Origin of the sequence: Streptomyces eurythermus, from assembly GCF_014649115.1 — a bacterium.
Lineage (GTDB): Bacteria > Actinomycetota > Actinomycetes > Streptomycetales > Streptomycetaceae > Streptomyces > Streptomyces eurythermus.
Window position 1 is genome coordinate 201,579 of the sequence record NZ_BMSK01000001.1, and the last position, 13,189, is coordinate 214,767.

The window sequence follows — 13,189 nt, forward strand, 5'->3', positions numbered from 1 at the left end:
CATGCGTCGTACCGCGATCACGGCCGCCGTGGCCGTCCTGGCCCTGACCACCGGCTGCGGCGCCGCCGACATGACCAAGCAGGCCAGCCCGTTCGCCAACGCCCGGGGCGCGAAGACGGTCACCCTGTCCGTGCAGTCCTGGGTGGGCGCGCAGGCCGACGCGGCCGTCGCCCAGTACATCCTGGAGCACAAGCTCGGCTACCGCGTCGACACCGTCCAGGTCGACGAGGTGCCGGCCTGGGACGCGCTCAGCCAGGGCCGGGTCGACGCCCTGCTGGAGGACTGGGGCCACCCGGAGCAGGAGAAGCGCTACGTCCAGGAGAAGGGGACGGTCGCGCCCGGCGGCGGCCTCGGGGTGACCGGCCACATCGGCTGGTTCGTGCCGACGTACCTCGCCGAGCAGCACCCGGACATCACCGACTGGCGGAACCTGGACAAGTACGCCCACCTGTTCCGCACCGCGGAGAGCGGCGGCAAGGGACAGCTGATGGACGGCTCCCCGTCCTACGTCACCAACGACAAGGCCCTGGTGAAGAACCTGAAGCTGGACTACCAGGTCGTCTTCGCCGGCTCCGAGGCCGCCCAGATCACCCAGATCAAACGGTTCGCCAAGGAGAAGAAGCCCTTCCTGACGTACTGGTACGCACCCCAGTGGCTGTTCGAGAAGGTGCCGATGACGGAGGTGAGGCTGCCGCCGCACAAGGAGGGCTGCGACGCCGACCCGGACAAGGTCGCCTGCGGCTACCCGCACACCCCGCTGAAGAAGTACCTCAACGCGGGCTTCGCCAAGTCCGGCGGCGCGGCGGCGGCCTTCCTGAAGAAGTTCCGCTGGACCACCGAGGACCAGAACGAGGTGTCGCTGATGATCGCCGAGCAGAAGCTCTCCCCGGCCGAGGCGGCGAAGAAGTGGGTGGACAGCCACCCGTCCGTGTGGAAGAAGTGGCTGTCCTGACCGGACGCCCCCGGCCTACGGCAGCAGGCCCGCGGCGATCTCCCGCAGCGCGGCCGTCGCCCGCCGCTGGAGGCCCGGCCCGAACGTGACCCGGGTGGCCCCGAGTTCGCCGAGCGCGGCGGGCGAGGGGCCGTCCGGCCGGGCCAGCAGGTTCAGCGGGCCCTCGATCCCCGACCGCAGCAGCGGCACCAGCTCCACCGGGGCGAGGACCGGGTACACGCAGTCGGCGCCCGCCGCGCGGTACAGCGCGGCCCGCTCGATGGCCCGCTCCGGATCGCCGTCGCCGTGCACGAACACATCGACGCGGGCGTTGACGAACAGCCGGTCGGCGGCGGCCTGGCGCACCCCGGCGAGGAACTCGGCGTGCGCGTGCGGGTCCTTGAGGACACCCCCGTCCGAGTCCTCGAGGTTGCAGCCCACGACACCGGCCTCCAGCAGCCGTTCGACCAGCTCCTTCGGCGCGAGCCCGTAGCCGCCCTCCACGTCCGCCGAGACCGGCACGTCCACCGCCCGCGCGATCCGGGCGACGGCCGCGAACATCTCGTCGGCCGGCGTGGCCCCGTCCTCGTACCCGAGGGAGGCGGCCACCCCGGCGCTCGGCGTGGCGAGCGCCGGGAACCCGGCCTCCGCGAAGACCCGCGCGGCGGCGGCGTCCCACGGCCCGGGCAGCACCAGCGGGTCGCCCGGGGCGCGCCCCCGGTGCAGGGCACGGAACTCTTCCGCCTTGCTCATGGCTGCCGGCCTCCCGGGGGCACACGGCGGCTGACCATCAGTCGGTTCCAGCCGTTGATGACGGTGATCAGGGCGATGAGGTGGGCGAGGCCCGCCTCGTCGAAGTGCTTGGCGGCGGCCTCGTACACCTCGTCGGGCACGAAGCCCTCCGTGAGTACGGTGACCGCCTCGGTCAGCGCCAGCGCGGCCCGCTCCCGCTCGCTGTAGAGGTCCTCGGTCTCCTCCCAGGCGCTGAGGAAGTGGATGCGGTCCTCGGACTCCCCCTGCTCGCGGGCCAGGCCCAGGTGCATGTCGAGGCAGAACGCGCAGTGGTTGATCTGCGAGGCGCGGATCATCACCAGTTCGGCCAGGCCCGGATCGCCGAGCCCCTTCTTGGCCGCCGCGCTGACCGCGGCCATCGCCCGGAAGACCTTCGGGTCCAGCAGCTGGGTGCGGTTCACTTGTGCTGCCCCGGGTGGTAGTGGCCCGCGGGCGTCCGGGTGGACACGCCGAACCGGTTCCAGGCGTTGATCACGGCGATGGCGGCGATCAGCCGGGAGAGCTCGGCCTCGTCGAAGTGCTTGGCGGCCCGCTCGTAGACCTCGTCCGGCACGAAGCCGTCCGTCAGGACGGTGATCGCGTCGGTCAACTCCAGCGCCGCCAGCTCCTTCTCGGTGTAGAAGTGCCGGGACTCCTGCCAGGCGCCGAGCTGGATGATCCGCTCCACGCTCTCGCCGGCCGCGAGGGCGTCCTTGGAGTGCATGTCGAGGCAGCGCGCGCAGTGGTTGACCTGGGAGGCGCGGATCTTGACCAGCTCGCGCAGCCGGGGGTCCAGGCCCTGGCCCGCGACGGCGTCCAGCTGGATCATCGCCTTGTAGACCTCGGGCGCGTGCTGGGCCCAGCGCAGCCGCGCCGGCTCCTCGGGGGCGTAGGGGACGGGTTCCTCGTGAGTGCTCATGTCTTCGACCCTAGAAGCGAGGCAGCCCAGGGGTATGGTCCATTCCCATGGCGGAATCCTGGGCCACTCTGGGCGTCGACCTGCATCTCGAACCGGCTCTCGCGGGCGGCCTGCGCCGGGGCCTGACCGACGCCCTGCGGGACGCGGTGCGCACCGGCCGGCTCGCCCCCGGCACCCGGCTGCCGTCCTCCCGGACCCTCGCCGCCGACCTCGGCATCGCCCGCAACACCGTCGCCGAGGCCTACGCCGACCTGGTGGCCGAGGGCTGGCTCACCGCCCGGCAGGGCTCCGGCACCCGGGTCGCCGACCGGGTGGTGGCCCCGCCGCCCGCCTCGGCCGGGCCGGGCCGCCGGGAGCCGGGCCGCCCCGCGTACAGCCTGGTCCCCGGCACGCCCGACCTCGCCGCCTTCCCGCGCGCCGAGTGGCTCAAGGCCGCCCGCCGGGCGCTGGCCGCAGCCCCCTTCGACGCCCTCGGCTACGGCGACCCGCGCGGCCGGCGCGAGCTGCGCACCGCCCTCGCCGGATACCTCGCCCGGGTCCGGGGCGTGCGCGCCACCCCGGACACCGTCGTGATCACCGCCGGCACCTCGCACGCCCTGCGCGTCCTCGGCACCATGCTGCGGGCGCGCGGGGCGGACACGGTGGCGGTGGAGTCCTACGGCCTCGACGTCCACTGGCGGCTGCTGCGCGCGGCGGGCCTGGCCACCCCCGCACTGCCCTGTGACGCGCTCGGCACCGACCCGCGCCCGCCGGACGGCGCCGCGGCGGTCCTGCTCACCCCGGCCCACCAGTTCCCGACGGGCACCCCGCTGCACCCCGACCGGCGGGCCGCCGTCGTGGACTGGGCGCGGCGCACCGGTTCCCTGGTGCTGGAGGACGACTACGACGGCGAGTTCCGCTACGACCGCCAGCCCGTCGGCGCCCTCCAGGGCCTCGACCCCGACCGGGTGGTCTACCTGGGCACCGCCAGCAAGTCCCTCGCGCCCGGGCTGCGGCTGGGCTGGATGGTGCTGCCGCCGGCCCTGGCGGAGGAGGCGGTGGCGGCCAAGGGGCACACCGACACCTGCGGGTCGCTGGACCAGCTGACGCTGGCCGAGTTCCTCACCTCCGGGGCCTACGACCGGCACGTCCGCTCCGCCCGGCTGCGCTACCGGCGCCGCCGGGACGCCCTCGCCGCGGCCGTGGCGGACCGGGCGCCGTCGGTGCGGGTGACGGGCATCGCGGCCGGGCTGCACGCGGTGCTGCGGCTCCCGCCGGGCCTGGAACAGCCGGTGGTGCAGGCGGCGGACCTCCAGGGCCTGGCCCTGCACGGCCTGTCCTACTACCGCCACCCCGACGCCCCGGCCGACCCCTCGGACGCCCTGGTGGTCGGCTACGGCACACCTTCGGACAGCGCGTGGGCGGGAGCACTGGAGGCACTGTGCCGGGTGCTGCCGTAACGGGCCGGCGGAATAGGAATACCGCCGGGCGGGGTGCCGGGAGGAAGAGGCGAGAATCGTTCTGTGTGTTTCTCCGGTGTCCGGATCTCGGTTTACGGCGGCTCCGGTCCTGCGGTTGGCCGGAAAAACGCTCCCTGGCCGTCAAGCGCTTGGTGCAGGCTTTCCCGCCGGAAGGGGCACACGCCCGTCACGCGCTGATGGAATGGAGTGTTCCATGAAACGTCTGCTGGCCGGTGTCTTCGGCGCGGCCGTGCTGGCCTCCGGCGCCCTGGTGGCCAACGCGGGGAGCGCGCAGGCATCACCGCAGGCCTGTCGTACCCCGTGGACCGACGGCACCACCTACGGAGTCTCCTGTTCCGGCGGTCCGTACATCGCCGTCGCGCAGTGCAAGAACGGTCAGTGGGTCCAGGGGGCGTCGGCGAGCAACTACAGCTGGTCGTACGCCTACTGCTCCACCGTGGGTTCCACTTACAAGAGCGGCACCGGTTACGTCCTTTATCTGTGACCGGAGCCGAGTAGGAATGGCTCGCCCGCTTCCGTGGAAGTGGGCGAGCCATTTCCGTGAAAAGTGGGAACAAAAAAACCGGCCGATCAAGGAGCCCGTACGGCGGGACCATCCGCCCCCTGCCCCCTGCCGCCGAGCCCGTCGACGGCACACACCCCGTCAAACAGTGCGAAGCCCCCCGTCCCGGCGGACAACCGCGGGGGCCCCGTGCGGCCGTGCCGCCCCGGTCTCTAGGCTGACCGCCGAACACTCATCCGACGGGGGAGACACACCATGGCGCACAACCGGAGGCAACTCCGCTCCGGCGCGGTCGTCCTGGGCGGGGTGGGCCTGCTGGCCACCGCCCTCACGGCCTGCTCGTCCGACCCGGACAAACGCTGTGTGGACCGGGACAGTTACGACCTCTCCAAGGGCTACAAGGTCGTCTCCGACAAGAACTGCAAGACGACGAGCGGGAGCGGCGTCTCCTCCTCGGGCCGGAAGAAGCCCGTCAAGAAGGGCGCCAAACGGCCGGTCGACGCCGCCTGGTACTACGAGGGCAAGGAGAAGAACGGCTGGGTCGACGGCGGTTCGTTCACCAAGCCCGGCGGATCGGGCGGAAGTTCGGGTGGCAGCTCGGGCGGCTCGTCGTACGACGACGGGAACAGCGGCGGAAGTCACGGCGGGGTCAGCCGCGGCGGCTTCGGCGGCGGCTCGGGCAGCTCCGGCGGCTGAGCGGAGGACGGGCATGGAACGCCGTACCACGACCCCCCGCCCCGGCTGGCAGCAGACCGTCGAGGCCCAGGGCCTGATCTACCCCCTCACCCGCCACCCCGACGACTCCCTGCGGCCGTACTGGGACGAGAGCGCCTACTACGTCTTCTCCCTGGAGGAGATCGAGGCGCTGGAGGAGACCGTCGCGGAACTGCACCGCATGTGCCTCGCGGCGGCGGACCACATCGTGGCCGAGGACCGGCTGGCCGACCTCGGCATCACCGACGCCCGGGTGGCCGCCGCGGTCACCGAGTCCTGGCACCGCCGCGCCGAACTGCCCTCCCTCTACGGCCGTTTCGACCTGCGCTACGACGGTACCGGCCCGGCGAAGCTGCTGGAGTACAACGCCGACACGCCCACCTCGCTGGTGGAGGCGGCCTCCCCGCAGTGGTTCTGGATGGAGGAACGTTTTCCCGGCGCCGACCAGTGGAACTCCCTGCACGAACGCCTGGTGGAGGCCTGGCGCGCCCAGGCCGCGCTGCTGCCGCCCGGCGCCCCCCTGCACTTCGCGCACTCCGCCGCCGACGAACTCGGCGAGGACCTGATGACGGTCGCCTATCTGAAGGAGACGGCGGAGCAGGCCGGCCTGGCCACCGACTGGCTCGCCATGGAGGAGATCGGCTGGGACTCCCTCTCCGGCCGCTTCGTCGACAACCGGCTCCGCTTCATCCGGGGCATCTTCAAGCTCTACCCCTGGGAGTGGCTCACCGCCGACGCCTTCGGCCCGCACGTCCTGGACACCCTGGACAACGGCGGCGGCACCGGCAGCACCCTGTGGATCGAGCCCGCCTGGAAGATGCTGCTGAGCAACAAGGCCCTGCTGGCGATCCTCTGGGAGCTGTACCCCGGCCACCCCAGCCTCCTGCCCGCCTACCTCGACGGCCCCCGCGACCTGGCCGCCACCACCGGGTACGTGGCCAAGCCCCTGCTGGGCCGCGAGGGCGCCGGCATCACGGTCCACGAGCCCGGCACCCCGCCGGCCCCCCGCGAGGAGCCCTGCTGCTACCAGCAGCTGGCCCCCCTGCCCGCCTTCGACGGCAACCACGTCGTCCTCGGCACCTGGGTCGTCGCCGGCGAACCGGCGGGCCTGGGCATCCGCGAGTCCACCGGTCTGATCACCGACGAGTACGCCCGCTTCCTGCCGCACGTGATCCTCTAGGCGGGCGCGCCCGCGAGCAACGCCTCCACCGCCTGCCGCGCGTGCCCGGCCGCGGAGGGGTCGCCCGTGATGCCCGCCGTGACGATGGCCCCCTCGGCCAGGAGGTGGACGGATTCGGTGAGCGGGCATCCCGCGGCCCGGACCCAGGCCGACAGCTGGGCGCGGAAGGCGTCCTTGTGGGCGCGGACCTCCCGCAGCACCGCCTCCGAGGTGGCGCCCAGCTCCCCGTGGGCGTTGATCCAGGCGCAGCCGCGGAAGCCGGGTTCGGCGAACCACGCGGCGAGCCAGTCGAAGACCGCCAGCACCCGTTCGCGCGGGTCGGCGACGCGCTCCACGTGCGCGGCCAGGCTCTCCCGCCAGCGCCGGTCGCGTCGCCGGAGCACGGCGACGACCAGGTCCTCCTTGGTCGGGCACAGCCGGTAGATCCGCTTCAGGGGCAGCCCGGACGCCTCCCGGACCCGGTCCATGCCGACCGCCTGGATGCCGTGCGCGTAGAAGAGCGCCTCGGCGGTGTCCAGGAGGGTCTCGCGGTCCAGGCGGTCGCGTTCCTCGGTGGCGGGGGCGGGCATCCGGGCTCCTCGTGGCTCCTTGACGTTGAGAACGGTCGTTCTCTACCTTAGCCGCAGCGATGGAGAACGACCGTTCTCGACCCGCCCCGGCCCGAGGAGACCGCCGTGCCCGAAGCCCGCCCGCCCTACCCGCCGTTCACCCCGGAAACCGCCCGGCAGAAGGTCCAGGCGGCCGAGGACGCCTGGAACACCCGCGACCCCCACCGGGTGGCCCTCGCCTACACCGAGGACTCCGTCTGGCGCAACCGCGACCGGTTCCTCACCGGCCGCGAGGAGATCGTCGCCTTCCTCACCGAGAAGTGGCGCCGCGAACTGGACTACGCGCTGCGCAAGAGCCTGTGGAGCTTCCACGACAACCGCATCGCCGTCCGCTTCCAGTACGAGAGCCGCGACACCGACGGACAGTGGTGGCGCTCCTACGGCAACGAACTGTGGGAGTTCGACGAGTACGGCCTGATGCGCCGCCGCGAGGCGAGCATCGACGACGTGGCCATCGAGGAAACCGACCGGCGCATCTTCGGACCCCGGCCCGCGGACGAACACGGCACGGACATCCCCCTGCGCTGATCAGGCCCCGAGCAGCACCGCCCGCAGCTGCTCCACGCCCCGGTCCAGATCCTCCTCGCCGATCACCAGCGGCGGAGCGATCCGGATCGTCGCCCCGTGGGTCTCCTTGACCAGGACCCCACGGGCCAGCAGCCGCTCGGCGACCTCCCGCCCGGTACCCACAGCGGGGGCGATGTCCACCCCGGCCCACAGCCCCCGCCCGCGCACCGCCGTCACCCGGCCCGTCCCGGCCAGCTCGCCCAGCAGCCGGTGCAGCCGCTCGCCCAGCCGCGCCGCCCGCTCCTGGTACTCCCCGGTGCGCAGCATCGCGATCACCTCCAGCGCCACCGCGCAGGCCAGCGGATTCCCGCCGAACGTCGACCCGTGCTCACCCGGCCGGAACACCCCGAGCACCGCCGCGCTCGACACCACCGCCGACACCGGCACGATCCCGCCGCCCAGCGCCTTGCCCAGCACGTACACATCCGGCACGACCCCCTCGTTCTCGCACGCGAAGGTCCGCCCGGTCCGGCCCAGCCCCGACTGGACCTCGTCGGCGACGAAGAGCACGTTCCGCTCCCGGGTCAGCTCCCGCACCCCCGCGAGATAACCGGCCGGCGGCACGATCACCCCCGACTCGCCCTGCACCGGCTCCAGCAGCACCGCCACCGTGTTCTCCGTCAGCGCCCCCCGCAGCGCGGTCAGGTCGCCGTACGGCACGATCTCGAACCCCGGCGTGTACGGCCCGAAGTCCGCCCGCGCCTCCGGATCCGTGGAGAAGCTGATGACAGTGGTCGTACGGCCGTGGAAGTTGCCGCCCGCCACGACGATCTTCGCCATCTCCGCGGGCACCCCCTTCACCCGGTAGCCCCACTTCCGGGCCGTCTTGATCGCGCCCTCCACCGCCTCCGCGCCGGTGTTCGCCGGCAGCACCATCTCCATCCCGCACAGCGCCGCCAGCTCGGCGCAGAACGACGCGAACCGGTCGTGGTGGAAGGCGCGGGAGGTCAGCGTCAGCCGCTGGAGCTGCCGCCGGGCCGCCTCGACCAGCCGGGGGTGGCCGTGCCCGAAGTTCAGCGCCGAGTAACCGGCCAGCAGGTCCAGGTACCGCCGCCCCGCCACATCCGTCAGCCACGCCCCCTCACCGGTGGCGAGCACGACCGGCAGCGGATCGTAGGTGGGCGCGCAGTGCGCGTCGGCGAGGGCGATGAGGTCTGCTGCGGCAGCGGTCACGGACACTCCCGGATCGGCCCGGATACGACGATGACCTCCTTCTTAACCCCGCTCGCATGGTGGACGCGGGATCTTCCCCGCACGGCGCGCCCGGTAGGCTGGCACCCGGGCCGTGACTGGCGCGCTGGGATGGGACGGACCATCAGGGAGCGGCCCGAGCGGTATGAGTGCCGTGCGCCTGGGCCGAACGTGAACGCTGTACGCACACCGTCCGGAGGTCCCCGATGCCCGAGAACGCCGCCCCCCTCTCCACCGAGTCCACCGCCTTCCGCGCCGCCCTCGACGTCATCCGCGCCGTGGAGCCGCGCGTCGCCGACGCCATCGGCCAGGAGGTCGCCGACCAGCGCGGGATGCTCAAGCTGATCGCGTCCGAGAACTACGCCTCCCCGGCGACCCTGCTCGCGATGGGCAACTGGTTCAGCGACAAGTACGCCGAGGGCACCATCGGCCGCCGCTTCTACGCCGGCTGCCGCAACGTCGACACCGTCGAGGCCCTCGCCGCCGAACACGCCCGCGAACTCTTCGGCGCCCGCCACGCCTACGTCCAGCCGCACTCCGGCATCGACGCCAACCTCGTCGCCTTCTGGGCGGTCCTCGCCGACCGCGTCGAGGTGCCCTTCCTGGAGAAGGCCGGCGCCCGCCAGATCAACGACCTCACCGACGCCGACTGGGCCGAGCTGCGCCAGGCCTTCGGCAACCAGCGCATGCTCGGCATGTCCCTGGACGCCGGCGGCCACCTCACCCACGGCTTCCGCCCGAACATCTCCGGCAAGATGTTCGACCAGCGCTCCTACGGCACCGACCCGGCCACCGGCCTGATCGACTACGACGCCCTGCGCGCCCAGGCCCGCGAGTTCAAGCCGCTGATCATCGTCGCGGGCTACTCCGCGTACCCCCGGCTGGTGAACTTCCGGATCATGCGCGAGATCGCCGACGAGGTCGGCGCCACCCTCATGGTCGACATGGCCCACTTCGCCGGACTGGTCGCCGGCAAGGTGCTCACCGGCGACTTCGACCCGGTTCCGCACGCCCAGATCGTCACCACCACCACCCACAAGTCGCTGCGCGGCCCGCGCGGCGGCATGGTGCTGTGCGACGACTCCCTCAAGGACCAGGTGGACCGCGGCTGCCCGATGGTCCTCGGCGGCCCGCTCCCGCACGTCATGGCCGCCAAGGCCGTCGCCCTCGCCGAGGCCCGGCAGCCCGCCTTCCAGGACTACGCCCAGCGCATCGTCGACAACTCCCGCGCCCTCGCCGAGGGCCTGATGCGCCGCGGCGCCACCCTCGTCACCGGCGGCACCGACAACCACCTCAACCTGATCGACGTCGCCACCTCCTACGGCCTCACCGGCCGCCAGGCCGAGGCCGCCCTGCTCGACTCGGGCATCGTCACCAACCGCAACGCCATCCCGGCCGACCCGAACGGCGCCTGGTACACCTCCGGCATCCGCGTGGGCACCCCCGCGCTGACCACCCGCGGCCTCGGCACGGCGGAGATGGACGAGGTCGCGGCCCTGATCGACCGCGTCCTCACCTCCACCGAGCCGGGCACCACCAAGTCCGGCGCCCCGTCCAAGGCGAGCCACGTCCTGGACGAGAAGACCGCCGACGAGATCGCCCACCGCGCCACGGACCTGGTGGCGGGCTTCCCCCTCTACCCGCAGGTCGACCTCGGCTGAACCGCCCCTGAAAGGGACGCGGGGCCGCATCCGATGTGCGGCTCCGCCACGCGGGCGCGCCCGGCCACGACGGGCCCGCCCGCGCTCGGAACCCCCCGCCCGCTCTGAGACAATGAGAAGCATGGCGACTGACCGACCTCGTGTGCTCTCCGGCATCCAGCCCACGGCTGGCTCGTTCCACCTCGGCAACTACCTCGGCGCCGTCCGCCAGTGGGTGGCCCTCCAGGAGTCCCACGACGCCTTCTACATGGTGGTCGACCTGCACGCGATCACGGTCCCGCAGGACCCGGCGGAACTGCGCGCCAACACCCGCCTGGCCGCGGCCCAGCTGCTGGCCGCGGGCCTGGACCCCGACCGCTGCACCCTCTTCGTGCAGAGCCACGTCCCCGAGCACGCCCAGCTGGCCTGGGTCATGAACTGCCTCACCGGCTTCGGCGAGGCCTCCCGCATGACCCAGTTCAAGGACAAGTCCGCCAAGCAGGGCGCCGACCGGGCCTCCGTCGGCCTGTTCACCTACCCGATCCTCCAGGTCGCGGACATCCTGCTGTACCAGGCCCACGAGGTGCCGGTCGGCGAGGACCAGCGCCAGCACATCGAGCTGACCCGGGACCTCGCCGAGCGCTTCAACGGCCGCTTCGGCGACACCTTCACGATCCCGAAGCCGTACATCCTCAAGGAGACGGCGAAGATCTACGACCTCCAGGACCCGGCGGTCAAGATGAGCAAGTCGGCGTCCACCCCGAAGGGCCTGATCAACCTCCTGGACGAGCCGAAGACCACGGCCAAGAAGGTGAAGAGCGCCGTCACCGACACCGACACGGTGATCCGCTACGACACCGAGAACAAGCCGGGCGTCTCCAACCTCCTCACCATCTACTCCACGCTCACCGGCAAGACCGTCGCCGAGCTGGAGCAGGAGTACGAGGGCAAGATGTACGGCGCGCTCAAGACCGACCTCGCCGAGGTCATGGTCGACTTCGTCACCCCGTTCCGCGAGCGCACCCACCAGTACCTGGACGACGCCGAGACGCTGGACTCGATCCTCGCCAAGGGCGCCGAGAAGGCGCGGACCGTCGCCGCCGAGACCCTCGCGCAGGCGTACGACCGCGTGGGCTTCCTCCCGGCCAAGCACTGAGGCGTACGACCGCACGGGCCCGCGCGGGCAGAGCGCTGCACATCACTTCCGCTGCGCCTGCCCACGGGGCACCCGTGGCCGTACAGTCGATGCCAACGGCCGGGGCCAGTCGGCCGAGACGACGACAGACGCGACGACAGGAGACGACGTGGGGACCGTAACGATCGGCGTGTCGATCGCGGTCCCGGAGCCTCACGGCAGCCTGCTCCAGGAGCGGCGCGCGGGCTTCGGCGACGCCGCGGCTCATGGCATCCCCACCCACGTCACACTGCTGCCGCCGACCGAGGTGGACGAGGCCGACCTGCCCGCGGTCGACGCGCACCTGACCGAGGTCGCCGCGGCGGGCCGGCCGTTCCCGATGCGGTTGTCCGGCACCGGCACCTTCCGCCCGCTGTCACCGGTGGTCTACGTCCGCGTGGTGGCGGGCGCCGAGGCGTGCACCCGGCTCCAGCAGCGGATCCGGGACGCGTCCGGGCCGATGGCGCGCGAACTGCTCTTCCCGTACCACCCGCACGTCACCGTCGCGCACGGCATCGAGGAGGCGGCGATGGACCGCGCCTTCGAGGAACTGGCGGACTACGAGGCCGAGTGGGCGTGCACCGGCTTCGCGCTGTACGAACAGGGCGCCGACGCCGTCTGGCGCAAGCTGCGCGAGTACACGTTCGGCGGGCCGGTCGTACCGGTCCAGCCGGGACACGCGGAGGTGTGCGCGCCGCGCGTCGCGCCGTGACCCGCCCGTGGCCCTACAGCGGAAGCCGCCTGAACAGCGCCCGGGGCGCGTGCCGCAGGGCCGCCGTCAGCAGGCGGAGCGCGCCCGGCACCCACACCGTCTCCGCGCCGCGGCGCAGGCCCAGTTCGACGGCCGTGGCCACCGACTCCGGGGTGGTGGCGAAGGGGCTGCGCGGGCGGCCCGCCGTGGAGCGGGTGCGCACGAAGCCGGGGCGTACGACCATGACGCGCGCGCCCGTCCCGTACAGGGCGTCCCCGAGACCCTGGGCGAACGTGTCCAGGCCGGCCTTGCTGGAGCCGTAGATGAAGTCGGCGCGGCGGGCGCGTTCGGCGGCGGCGGAGGACAGCACGACGAGCCACCCGTGCCCCTGGGTCTGGAGGGCGCGGCCCGCGACCAGACCCGCCGAGACGGCCCCGGTGTAGTTGGTCTGGGCGACCCGGACCGCGCGGACCGGGTCCCGTTCGTCGTGCGCCTGGTCGCCGAGGATGCCGAAGGCGAGCAGCACCATGTCGACCGGTCCCTCGGCGAACACCTTGCCGAGGACGGCCTCGTGGGACTCGGGGGCGAGCGCGTCGAAGGCGACGGTGTGGACGTCCGCGCCCAGCGCCCGCAGGCTCCCGGCCGCGTTCTCCAGCGCGAGCGAGGGGCGGCCCGCCAGCCACACCGTGCGGGTGCGGCGGGCGATCAGCCGGCGCGCGGTGGCCAGCGCGATCTCGGACGTGCCGCCGAGGACGAGCAGGGACCGGGGCAGTTCGGTGGCATCCTTCATGACAGATGACCGTATCGCCCCCATATGACCCTTCCGGCGGCGAAACGCGGT

General features: G+C 72.7%; 15 protein-coding genes and 1 riboswitch. Of the genes, 9 read left to right on the forward strand and 6 right to left on the reverse strand.

Annotated elements, in window-relative coordinates; genetic code table 11:
• The first annotated feature begins 1 nt into the window (after position 1).
• The gene (locus IE251_RS00985) at positions 2 to 952 is read left to right on the forward strand and encodes an ABC transporter substrate-binding protein (protein WP_189750988.1); all 951 of its coding nucleotides are present in this window, start codon (positions 2 to 4) and stop codon (positions 950 to 952) included.
• Between the two features lie 15 nt (positions 953 to 967).
• On the opposite strand, the gene IE251_RS00990 is transcribed toward IE251_RS00985, so the two are convergent.
• Genes IE251_RS00990 through IE251_RS01000 form a run of 3 tightly spaced genes read right to left on the reverse strand, consistent with a single transcriptional unit; the run spans position 968 to position 2,621 of the window.
• Complete coding sequence (locus tag IE251_RS00990; RefSeq protein WP_189750989.1) at positions 968 to 1,684, reverse strand: isocitrate lyase/PEP mutase family protein; 717 nt, start codon at positions 1,682 to 1,684, stop codon at positions 968 to 970.
• A complete protein-coding gene (locus IE251_RS00995) occupies positions 1,681 to 2,124 on the reverse strand; it encodes a carboxymuconolactone decarboxylase family protein (protein WP_268253301.1) in 444 nt (147 codons plus the stop codon). The genes IE251_RS00990 and IE251_RS00995 overlap by 4 nt, the downstream gene beginning before the upstream one ends.
• Complete coding sequence (locus IE251_RS01000) at positions 2,121 to 2,621, reverse strand: carboxymuconolactone decarboxylase family protein (protein WP_189750990.1); 501 nt, start codon at positions 2,619 to 2,621, stop codon at positions 2,121 to 2,123. The genes IE251_RS00995 and IE251_RS01000 overlap by 4 nt, the downstream gene beginning before the upstream one ends.
• A 47-nt stretch (positions 2,622 to 2,668) precedes the next feature.
• Here IE251_RS01000 and pdxR point away from each other — a divergent pair, with 47 nt between their 5' ends.
• From pdxR to IE251_RS01020, 4 genes are all read left to right on the forward strand, one after another.
• The gene (pdxR, locus tag IE251_RS01005) at positions 2,669 to 4,060 is read left to right on the forward strand and encodes a MocR-like pyridoxine biosynthesis transcription factor PdxR (protein WP_189750991.1); all 1,392 of its coding nucleotides are present in this window, start codon (positions 2,669 to 2,671) and stop codon (positions 4,058 to 4,060) included.
• Between the two features lie 214 nt (positions 4,061 to 4,274).
• Positions 4,275 to 4,565 (forward strand): hypothetical protein, encoded by a 291-nt coding sequence (locus IE251_RS01010; protein WP_189750992.1) that lies wholly within the window; start codon positions 4,275 to 4,277, stop codon positions 4,563 to 4,565.
• Between the two features lie 273 nt (positions 4,566 to 4,838).
• Positions 4,839 to 5,279, forward strand: a complete 441-nt coding sequence (locus IE251_RS01015; RefSeq protein ID WP_189750993.1) for a hypothetical protein — start codon at positions 4,839 to 4,841, stop codon at positions 5,277 to 5,279.
• Between the two features lie 13 nt (positions 5,280 to 5,292).
• Complete coding sequence (locus tag IE251_RS01020; RefSeq protein WP_189750994.1) at positions 5,293 to 6,477, forward strand: glutathionylspermidine synthase family protein; 1,185 nt, start codon at positions 5,293 to 5,295, stop codon at positions 6,475 to 6,477.
• On the opposite strand, the gene IE251_RS01025 is transcribed toward IE251_RS01020, so the two are convergent.
• Positions 6,474 to 7,046, reverse strand: a complete 573-nt coding sequence (locus IE251_RS01025) for a TetR/AcrR family transcriptional regulator (protein WP_189750995.1) — start codon at positions 7,044 to 7,046, stop codon at positions 6,474 to 6,476. The two genes, IE251_RS01020 and IE251_RS01025, sit on opposite strands and share 4 nt — an antisense overlap.
• A gap of 105 nt (positions 7,047 to 7,151) precedes the next feature.
• On the opposite strand from IE251_RS01025, the gene IE251_RS01030 reads away from it, so the two are divergent.
• Positions 7,152 to 7,613: a nuclear transport factor 2 family protein gene (locus IE251_RS01030; protein ID WP_189750996.1), complete on the forward strand. Its 462-nt coding sequence runs from the start codon at positions 7,152 to 7,154 to the stop codon at positions 7,611 to 7,613.
• Here IE251_RS01030 and rocD read toward each other — a convergent pair whose 3' ends face one another.
• On the reverse strand, positions 7,614 to 8,825 hold the full coding sequence (gene rocD, locus IE251_RS01035) for an ornithine--oxo-acid transaminase (protein WP_189750997.1): 1,212 nt from the start codon (positions 8,823 to 8,825) through the stop codon (positions 7,614 to 7,616). It lies immediately after the preceding gene.
• Between the two features lie 102 nt (positions 8,826 to 8,927).
• Positions 8,928 to 9,016: riboswitch (ZMP/ZTP riboswitch) on the forward strand.
• Positions 9,017 to 9,049: 33 nt separating this feature from the next.
• Here rocD and IE251_RS01040 point away from each other — a divergent pair.
• The 3 genes from IE251_RS01040 (at position 9,050) to IE251_RS01050 (ending at position 12,369) form a co-directional block, all read left to right on the forward strand.
• Positions 9,050 to 10,504 carry a glycine hydroxymethyltransferase gene (locus IE251_RS01040; protein WP_189750998.1) on the forward strand — a complete coding sequence of 485 codons (1,455 nt, stop codon included), beginning with the start codon at positions 9,050 to 9,052 and terminating at the stop codon, positions 10,502 to 10,504.
• Positions 10,505 to 10,625: 121 nt separating this feature from the next.
• On the forward strand, positions 10,626 to 11,639 hold the full coding sequence (gene trpS, locus IE251_RS01045) for a tryptophan--tRNA ligase (RefSeq protein WP_189750999.1): 1,014 nt from the start codon (positions 10,626 to 10,628) through the stop codon (positions 11,637 to 11,639).
• Positions 11,640 to 11,787: 148 nt separating this feature from the next.
• Positions 11,788 to 12,369, forward strand: a complete 582-nt coding sequence (locus IE251_RS01050; protein WP_189751000.1) for a 2'-5' RNA ligase family protein — start codon at positions 11,788 to 11,790, stop codon at positions 12,367 to 12,369.
• Between the two features lie 13 nt (positions 12,370 to 12,382).
• On the opposite strand, the gene dprE2 is transcribed toward IE251_RS01050, so the two are convergent.
• Entirely contained in the window at positions 12,383 to 13,138 is a 756-nt protein-coding gene (gene dprE2 / locus IE251_RS01055) for a decaprenylphospho-beta-D-erythro-pentofuranosid-2-ulose 2-reductase (protein ID WP_189751001.1), read from the reverse strand.
• Positions 13,139 to 13,189: the final 51 nt, after the last annotated feature.